This window comes from Hymenobacter agri (assembly GCF_054778495.1).
This window is the reverse complement of sequence record NZ_BAAGZM010000155.1, coordinates 1-7,958: the sequence shown is the minus strand read 5'-3', so window position 1 is coordinate 7,958 and position 7,958 is coordinate 1. Positions and strand designations below refer to the sequence as shown.

General features: G+C 62.6%; 7 protein-coding genes. 3 read left to right on the top strand and 4 right to left on the bottom strand.

What is annotated here, in order from left to right; translation table 11 throughout:
* Both ACYVDE_RS09925 and ACYVDE_RS09920 read right to left on the bottom strand, forming a co-directional pair.
* Positions 1-226 (bottom strand): hypothetical protein (locus tag ACYVDE_RS09925; RefSeq protein ID WP_460501351.1); only part of this gene is annotated, 226 nt, incomplete at its 3' end.
* Positions 219-866, bottom strand: a complete 648-nt coding sequence (locus ACYVDE_RS09920) for a hypothetical protein (RefSeq protein ID WP_460501349.1) — start codon at positions 864-866, stop codon at positions 219-221. The genes ACYVDE_RS09920 and ACYVDE_RS09925, both read right to left, overlap by 8 nt.
* Positions 867-923: 57 nt before the next feature.
* Here ACYVDE_RS09920 and serA point away from each other — a divergent pair, with 57 nt between their 5' ends.
* Together serA and ACYVDE_RS09910 are read left to right on the top strand one after the other, a co-directional pair.
* Positions 924-2,825: a phosphoglycerate dehydrogenase gene (gene serA, locus ACYVDE_RS09915; protein ID WP_460501348.1), complete on the top strand. Its 1,902-nt coding sequence runs from the start codon at positions 924-926 to the stop codon at positions 2,823-2,825.
* A gap of 35 nt (positions 2,826-2,860) precedes the next feature.
* Entirely contained in the window at positions 2,861-3,703 is an 843-nt protein-coding gene (locus ACYVDE_RS09910; protein ID WP_460501347.1) for an IS5 family transposase, read from the top strand.
* A gap of 159 nt (positions 3,704-3,862) precedes the next feature.
* Here ACYVDE_RS09910 and ACYVDE_RS09905 read toward each other — a convergent pair whose 3' ends face one another.
* Positions 3,863-5,707: an FG-GAP-like repeat-containing protein gene (locus ACYVDE_RS09905; protein ID WP_460501346.1), complete on the bottom strand. Its 1,845-nt coding sequence runs from the start codon at positions 5,705-5,707 to the stop codon at positions 3,863-3,865.
* A 430-nt stretch (positions 5,708-6,137) separates the two neighbouring features.
* On the opposite strand from ACYVDE_RS09905, the gene ACYVDE_RS09900 reads away from it, so the two are divergent.
* Entirely contained in the window at positions 6,138-7,367 is a 1,230-nt protein-coding gene (locus ACYVDE_RS09900) for a YHYH protein (protein WP_460501344.1), read from the top strand.
* A gap of 12 nt (positions 7,368-7,379) precedes the next feature.
* Here ACYVDE_RS09900 and ACYVDE_RS09895 read toward each other — a convergent pair.
* Positions 7,380-7,958: D-alanyl-D-alanine carboxypeptidase (locus tag ACYVDE_RS09895; RefSeq protein ID WP_460501343.1), on the bottom strand; the 579-nt coding region annotated here is incomplete at its 5' end.

Here is a 7,958-nt window from a genome sequence, read left to right as displayed (position 1 = left end):
CGTTGGCCACCAGCAGGCTCCGGCGCGGAAACCGGGCCGTGAGGGCGCTATCCAGCAGCGGTGCGATGTTGGGCAGCGGCGCGGTGGTGGGGTCGTAGCGGTAGACCACGGCCGGCACGCAGTACTCCGGCTCGGCTTGCAGGGCCGAGTTCACCGAGCGGCTGGCCGTGCAGGCGCTGAAGGCGAATAAAGTGGCGCAGAGCAGCGAGGGTAGCGGTTTACTCATGCGCCGGAGTGATGGTGAGCTTGGCGTAGGTGAAATAATGTTTGTCGCTTACTTCCAGGTTTCGATAGCGCCTTTGCTGCACGTATAGGGTGTTTTCTGTAGTCCAGAATGCGTCTTCGGGCGCCCACGTTGTGGGTGCCGTCTCCCATATTTTTTTTAGGCCGTTCGGTTCTTTTTGAAATATCTGTAAGCCATTAGGCATCATATCATATTCTAAACTGCCACTGCCCGTGAACAGGCGGTTTAAGCTTGGTGAATACCCGGGTGGGCTCCATAGATTGCTAACCTTGCCAGCAGCATCTACAATTATCCATCCTGAGCTTTCGTAATAACTAACTTGCAACAGGTGCTGCTGCAACTCCGCACAAAACCCCTTGTATGCGTAAGTAACCTCTGCCGTTTCATCATCCGCTACTCGCACGTCTTTGAATAATTTCGGTCCTTTCGCCGTCGGAATCACAATCCGCCCCTTCTGCTTCTTCACCGGAAACGTCATCGGCGGCCTAGTTACTACCGCCGTTTTCTTCGCCGCCTCATACGCCACCTTCGTCAGCGGGCTGAGCTTAACGCGCACGGCCGGCGGCCCGGCGGTGGGCAGTTTCAGCAGCAGCGTGAGCAGCAACAGGAGCAGTGGTTTCATAAAATACTTGGCAGCAGAATGCCGCGGCAAGGTACGGACGGGCGCATCTTTGCGCCCATGCCCAACGCCGCCGCCCCCCTGCCCTACCTCGTTTTCGATTTCGACAGCACCTTCACCCAGGTGGAAGGGCTGGATGAGTTGGCCGACATTGCCCTGGCCGGCCGCCCCGACGCGGCCGAGCGCGTGGCCCAAATCCGGGCCCTGACGGACCAGGGCATGGCCGGCGAAATCGGCTTCCAGGAGTCGCTGAGCCGGCGGCTGGCGCTGCTCGGGGCCAACCGGGCGCACCTCGCGCCGCTGGTGGCCCGCCTCCAAACCAAGGTGAGCGAGAGCATCCGGCGCAACGGCAATTTCTTCCGGCAATTTGCCGACCGCATTTACGTGGTGAGCAGCGGGTTCCGCGAGTTCATTGAGCCGGTGGTGGCCGAGTTCGGCATTCGGCCCGAGCACGTGCTGGCCAACACCTTCACCTTCGACACCGAAGGCAACATCACCGGCTGTGACCCGGCCAACGTGCTGAGCCGCGACGGCGGCAAAATCCGTCAGCTGGTACTGCTCGATTTGGACGGGCCGGTGTACGTGCTCGGCGACGGCTACACCGACTACCAGATTCGGGAAGCCGGCCTGGCCGACCGTTTCTACGCTTACACCGAGAACGTTAGCCGCCCCAGCGTGGTAGCCCATGCCGATGAGGTGCTGCCCACGTTCGATGAATTTTTGTACCAACTAAGACTTCCCATGACTTTGTCATACCCGAAGAATCGCATAAAAGTCCTGCTGCTGGAAAACCCCGATGCCCGCGCCGCCGAGTTATTCCGCGAGGAAGGCTATCAGGTAGAAGAAGTTAAGGGCGGGCTGGATGAGGACGAGCTCATTCAGCGCATCGAGGGCGTGAGCCTGCTCGGCATCCGCTCCAAAACGCAGGTAACGCAGCGTGTGCTCGAAGCCGCCAACCGCCTCATCGGCATCGGCGCGTTCTGCATCGGCACCAACCAGATTGACCTCCCGGCCGCCATGAAAAAGGGCGTGGCCGTGTTCAACGCGCCGTTCAGCAACACCCGCTCGGTAGTGGAGCTGGCGCTGGGCGAAATCATCGTGCTAGCCCGCCGCATCCCCGAGAAAAATCCCAAGATGCACGCCGGCGAGTGGGACAAGTCGGCCAGCGGCTCGTTCGAAATTCGCGGCAAAACCCTCGGCATTGTGGGCTACGGCAACATCGGCTCGCAGCTGAGCGTGGTGGCCGAAGCCGTGGGCATGAAGGTGGTGTACTTCGACATCGCCGAAAAGCTGCAGCTCGGCAACGCCGTGAAATGCCGCACGCTGGAGGAATTGCTCGAACAGTCGGACGTGGTGACGCTGCACATCGACGGCCGCGAGGCAAATACGAACTATATCGGCGCCAAGGAATTTGCCCTGATGAAAAAAGGCGCCCTGTTCCTCAACAACGCCCGCGGCCACGTCGTCGACGTGCCGGCTCTGGCCGCCGCCCTGCGCAGCGGCCACCTCGGCGGCGCGGCCGTGGACGTGTTCCCATACGAGCCCAAAACCAACAGCGAGAGCTTCGAGAACGAGCTGCGCGGCCTGCCCAACGTGCTGCTCACGCCGCACATCGGTGGCAGCACGGCCGAGGCCCAGCGCAACATCGCCGAGTTCGTCCCCGAGCGGCTGATGCAGTACATCAACACCGGCAACACCCAGCAGTCGGTCAACTTCCCCAACATTCAGCTGCCCACGCAGCAGGCACACCGCCTCATCCACATCCACGCCAACGTGCCGGGCGTGCTGGCCAACATCAACAACGTGCTGGCCCGCCATCACGTCAACATCCTGGGCCAGTACCTTAAAACCAACGAGCACATCGGCTACGTGATTACGGACATCGACCGGCAGTACGACCAAGACGTGATTCAGGCCCTGCGCGCCGTGGAGCACACCATCAAGTTCCGGGTGCTGTACTAGACGGTGTTATGCACTTGTGAGCGAAATTAGCGGGTATGGAGAATACTCGCCGCGCTTACCCGAGTGATGTCACAGATGATGAATGGGGATTTCTGTTGCCTTATTTACTGCTGGTGCGCGAAGACGCGGCTCAACGCCAATATGCACTGCGCGAATTATTTAATGCGCTGCGTTACGTCGTGCGCACGGGCTGCACGTGGCGGTATTTGCCCCATGATTTGCCGCCCTGGGCCACGTGCTATCAGCAATGGGTGCGCTGGCGCGACGCTCGCGTGTTTGAAGCGCTAACGGACGACCTGCGGCAGGTGCTGCGGCTGAACGAAGCGCGGCCCGCCGAGCCAAGCGCGGTCATTTTCGATTCGCGCACGTTGCAGAGCACACCCGAAAGCGGCTCTCGCGCCGGCTACGACGGGGCTAAGCGGCGCAAGGGCAGCAAGGGCAGCAAGGGCAGCAAGGGCAGCAAGGTGCACGTGGCCGTTGACACGCTGGGCCACCTGCTCGCCGCGGTCGTCACGCCTGCTAATGAACAAGACCGGGCCCAGGTCGGCGCCCTCGCAGAAGAGGTCCAAGTGGCATCAGGGCAAAGTGTTACGTTGGCCTATGCCGACCAAGGCTACACCGGCGACGCCCCAGCCCAAGCCGCCGAAGCGCACGGCATCGCCTTGCAAGTCGTCAAGCTTGGCCAGGCCAAGCGCGGCTTCGTGCTGCTGCCCCGCCGCTGGGTCGTCGAGCGCAGCCTGAGTTGGAGCGCCCGCTACAAACGCCTGGCCCGCGACTACGAACGCTTGGCCCTCAGCTTGCAGCAACTCCACTACCTCGCCTTTGTCGGACTCATGCTCACGAAAGCCGCAACCCTTAATTTGCTTCCAAGTGCATAACACCGTCTAGGAAGGGAGACAGGAGAAAAAGCACGTCATGCTGAGCGCAGCCGAAGCATGACGTGCTTTTTCCATCAATCAAGCATGCCTCTCCAAACGACAAGCGCCCCCGGCCTTCCTTGCGGATGCCGGGGGCGCTTGTCGTTTAAAATCGTTCGATTACTGGCGCACTACTTTCTGGCTGGTGGTGCTGGTGGCCGTGGCCAGATGCAGGACGTACACGCCGGCGGGCAACTCGGGCAGGTTGCTCAGGGCCTGGGGAGCAGCGCTCAGGTCGAGCTTGGTGCTGAACACCGGGCGGCCGGTGAGGGTGAGCAGCGTTACGGTGGTGGCCTGCGCTTCGGCCTGGCCGGGCAGGGCTACCGAGATGCGGTCGGCGAAGGGGTTGGGATAAGCATCAAACTTGCCGGCAGTGCTGGCGGCGGTGCCGCGGCTCACGGTTACGATGGGCGAGTAGCTGGTAGTGCCGTCGATATCTTCCTGGCGCAGGCGGTAGTACCGGCGGCCGGTGGCCAGCGCCGCGTCGGAGGCATCTACGTACACATAGCTCGTGAGCGAGGTGCTTTTGCCGGCGGCGGCCAGCGTGGCGATGGCGGCGAAGCGGCTACCGTCGGCCGAGGCTTCTACCACGAAGCGGGCGCTGTTCACTTCCTGCGCGGTGGCCCAGTTCAGGCGGTTGCCGGCGCTGGTGGCCTGGCCAGTGAAGGCCGTGAGCACTACCGGCAGCGGCGCGGTGAGCGTGGGAGCAGTAGCCGAAATCCCCTGTTCGTAGCGGTACACCGTGCCCGTGCCGTTGCCGATGAAGAGGTCAAGCAGGCCGTCGCCGTCGTAGTCGGTCACGGCCGGGGCGGCGTAGCCGTTCATGTTGCTGGCATTGGTGCCGGCGTTGCTCATGTTGATGATGGTGTTCGACGTACCATCGGCGCTCAGGTTGCGCATGAAGGTAAAGGTGAGCGCATTCACCGCCGTTTGGGTGTAGAGCTGCACGTTGCCGGCGTAGTTGCCCACCAGCATGTCGAGCTTGCCGTCGCCGTCGTAGTCGGTGATGAGCGGCTTGCTCACGTCGCCGGCATCGAGGTCGGCACCAGTGCCCAGCTTGATGGTAGCGGGGCCGCTGAAACCAGCCGTGGTGGTGCTGGTGCTGGCCAGCTGCTCGTAACGGTTCAGCAGGCCGTTGTTGCTGCCTACGAGGATGTCAATCAGGCCGTCGTTGTCGAGGTCGCCCACCGACGGACGGGCGTAGGAACCGGCGTTGGCCACGGTGGTGGTCGTTGCGCCGTAGGGGTTGGCAAACAGCGTGGCTACCGGGCCCACCGTGAATGCGCCGGTACCGGTGCTGGCGGCCTGCTCGTAGATGTATACTTTGCCGGTTTCTTCGCCAACGATGATTTCCTGCTTGCCATCACCGTCGAGGTCGCTTACCGTGGGCTTAGCATAGAGGCCGACATCGACCGTGCCGCCAGCGGCAAACGTGATAACCGTACCCGTGGTGCTGAACGGCTGGTTGGTAGCGGTTTGCTCGTAATCAATCATGGTGCCGTCGCCCTGGCCTACCAGCAGTTCCAGCAGCCCATCTTTGTCGAGGTCGGCAGCTACAGGAGTCGAAAAGTTACCGGCGGCCGTGGCGCTGGTGGCGTTGTTGTTCAGCTGGCCGTAGTTGCTGTTAGAAGAAGTGCGGGTCACGCCCAGCTTGGCGCTGCTTACGGCCGTGCCAGCGGCGGTGGTGAGGCGCACCCGGCCCGAGCCGGCAGCGGCCGGCACGATGAACGTAGCCGTAGTGGAGGGCACCAGGCCCACCGAGGCACGCACGGCCTGACCGTTGAGCAGCACCGAGGTGAAGCCGGTGAGGTTGGTACCGGTGATGGTAACCGTGCTACCAGGCGCAGCCTGGGTCGGCGTTACGCTGCTGATGGTGGGAGCCTGTGCCATGGCTGCAATGGGCAGCAGCAAGCCCAGCGTAGCCAGGGTGAGCAAACGAGCAGCGGGAGTAGCGAGCGTAAACATGAGGCTGATAATGAAGAGTAGTTGCGTGGGAATGGACCAGCTTATTAGCGGCCGTTTTGATGATACAAAGCTCCTCACCGGGGCCGGGCAGTATTTTTTCCTTCGCCTAATCCGGGTCGTTTCTCGGCGAACAGTCACGGTTTTCCCGGCGAATGGAATTCCACCGTTCACCGAGAAAAAAGGCCATTTTCAGCCAAACAGAGCACTTTTTTAGTATGCACGCATACCTTTAACCGGTCATATCGACTGGTCATCGGGCCGAAACGACGGTTGGTCGGCTAAATCAGCTGTTGGTCGATTGGTTGTGGGCAACTGGTCGATAGCCGCGCCATTGGGCCCGGCCCTGACTGTACCTTCAATCCAGATTCGCAGCACTCCCCAAATCCGTGTGCCTGCGCTTTCCCCGGCGTTGACCTTTACCGCTTGCCCGATGCTCCACCGCTACTTCCTGACCTTCCTCTTGCTGACGCCCGCACTGGGCCGCGCTCAGATTACTCCCATCGTGAGCGGCTGGGTGGTGAACACCACCGGCGCCACCGGCTACAACGGCATTCTGAGTAATGTGCAGCGGGTGCAGTACTCGGCCGGCAACGTGTACATCACCTGCACCGGCGTGCCGAGCTATACCATTGGCCCCTGGCCCAACAACCCCAACACGGCCACCAACCAGAACTTTGTGTTCAAGATAACCCGCACGCCCACGCCCAATACCGGCACGGCCACCGCCACGCCCTTGGGCCACACCGGCATCTGGAGCAACGGCGTGAGCATCTTCAACGCCAAGGACGCCATGAGCTACAACAACGCGGGCGTGTGGAACCAGAATGCTATTGTGGTGGAGGGCCCCAGCTTCGATTCCTGCCTCGGCCACCCGGCCGGCAACGGCGAGTACCACCATCACCTCAACCCGCGCTGCCTCTACAACGACCACGACAGCACGCGCCACGCCCCGCTCATCGGCTTCGCCTTCGATGGCTACCCCATTTACGGGGCCTACGGCTACGCCAACACCAACGGCACGGGTGGCATCAAGAGCATGAAAACCTCGTACCGCGCCCGCAGCATCACGGCCCGTACCACTTTGCCCGACGGCAGTACGGCCCCATCGGCCGGGCCGGCCATCAACGCGGCCAAGCCGCTGGGCTACTACATCGAAGACTTCGAGTACGTGGCCGGCCGCGGCGACCTCGACAGCCACAACGGCCGCTTCTGCATCACGCCGGAGTATCCGCAGGGCACTTATGCCTACTTCGTCACCATCAACAGCCAGTATGCCGGAGCCTATCCCTACACGCCCGGCCCCACGTACTATGGCGTCATTCCGGCCGGGGCCATCGGGCCGCAGTCGGGCCACGCCGTGGTAAACGAGCCGGTGACGACCTACGTGGTGACGGCCACTTTCGTAGCGGCCGGCCTGCAGGTGAGCGTGTTTCCGAACCCCACCAGCGGCACCCTTACCGTAGCTCCAGAAGGCGGCGTAGCCAACGACCTGCAGGCCCGCCTCTACAACCCGCTGGGCCAGCCGGTAACAGCCGCGCTGGAACTGCACCCGTCGGTGCCAACGGATTTCGATTTATCGGGCCTGGCGGCCGGCGTGTACTATCTGAAAGTGACCGGAACGGGCGTAGCCGCCACGCAGAAGGTGGTGCTGACGCGTTAGGCCCAGCTTTTACTACAGCCGCGCCCGCACCTGGGCCAGCACCCGCTCCACCTCGTTGCGCATGGTGCCGCTTTCCACCACATGGTTGTTGTTCATGAAGGTGAAAGCCACCAGGCGGCCGCTTTTGGTACGCAGATAGCCGCACATGTTCAGGTTGTTGCTGAGGGTGCCGGTTTTGCCCCATACCCAAGGGCCGGCCGCGTCGTGGTAGCGCTTGCGCAACGTACCCTGGCCGCCGCCAGCCGCCAGCAAGCTCAATAGCCGGCGTTCGGGCAGTTCCTGGTGCAGCTTGAGGAGCAGGCCGGTGAGGGTGCGCGGCGTGACGAGGTTGAGGCGCGAAAGGCCCGAGCCATCGACCCACACCACGGGGTCGGGCAAAGGTCGCAGCAGGTTGCGGCGGGCGTAGCGGATGACGCGGCCGGTACTGAGCGAGTCGCGGTAGCCAATTTTGGTGCTGCACATCAGCAGCAGCTGCTCGGCCAGAAAGTTGTCGCTCACGCGCAGCATGCGGCGGTAGAGGGAGTCGACGCGCAGCCCGTAGAGCGTGCGAACGGAGTCGCCCAGCGCGGGTCGGGGCCGCCAGGCGGCGCT

Excerpts from the sequence above, each read along its gene's own strand:
- ACYVDE_RS09900 (WP_460501344.1), top strand. The coding sequence starts at position 6,138 with ATGCTCCACCGCTACTTCCTGACCTTCCTCTTGCTGACGCCCGCACTG.
- ACYVDE_RS09910 (WP_460501347.1), top strand. The coding sequence starts at position 2,861 with ATGGAGAATACTCGCCGCGCTTACCCGAGTGATGTCACAGATGATGAA.
- ACYVDE_RS09905 (WP_460501346.1), bottom strand. The coding sequence starts at position 5,707 with ATGTTTACGCTCGCTACTCCCGCTGCTCGTTTGCTCACCCTGGCTACG.
- ACYVDE_RS09920 (WP_460501349.1), bottom strand. The coding sequence starts at position 866 with ATGAAACCACTGCTCCTGTTGCTGCTCACGCTGCTGCTGAAACTGCCC.
- serA (WP_460501348.1), top strand. The coding sequence starts at position 924 with ATGCCCAACGCCGCCGCCCCCCTGCCCTACCTCGTTTTCGATTTCGAC.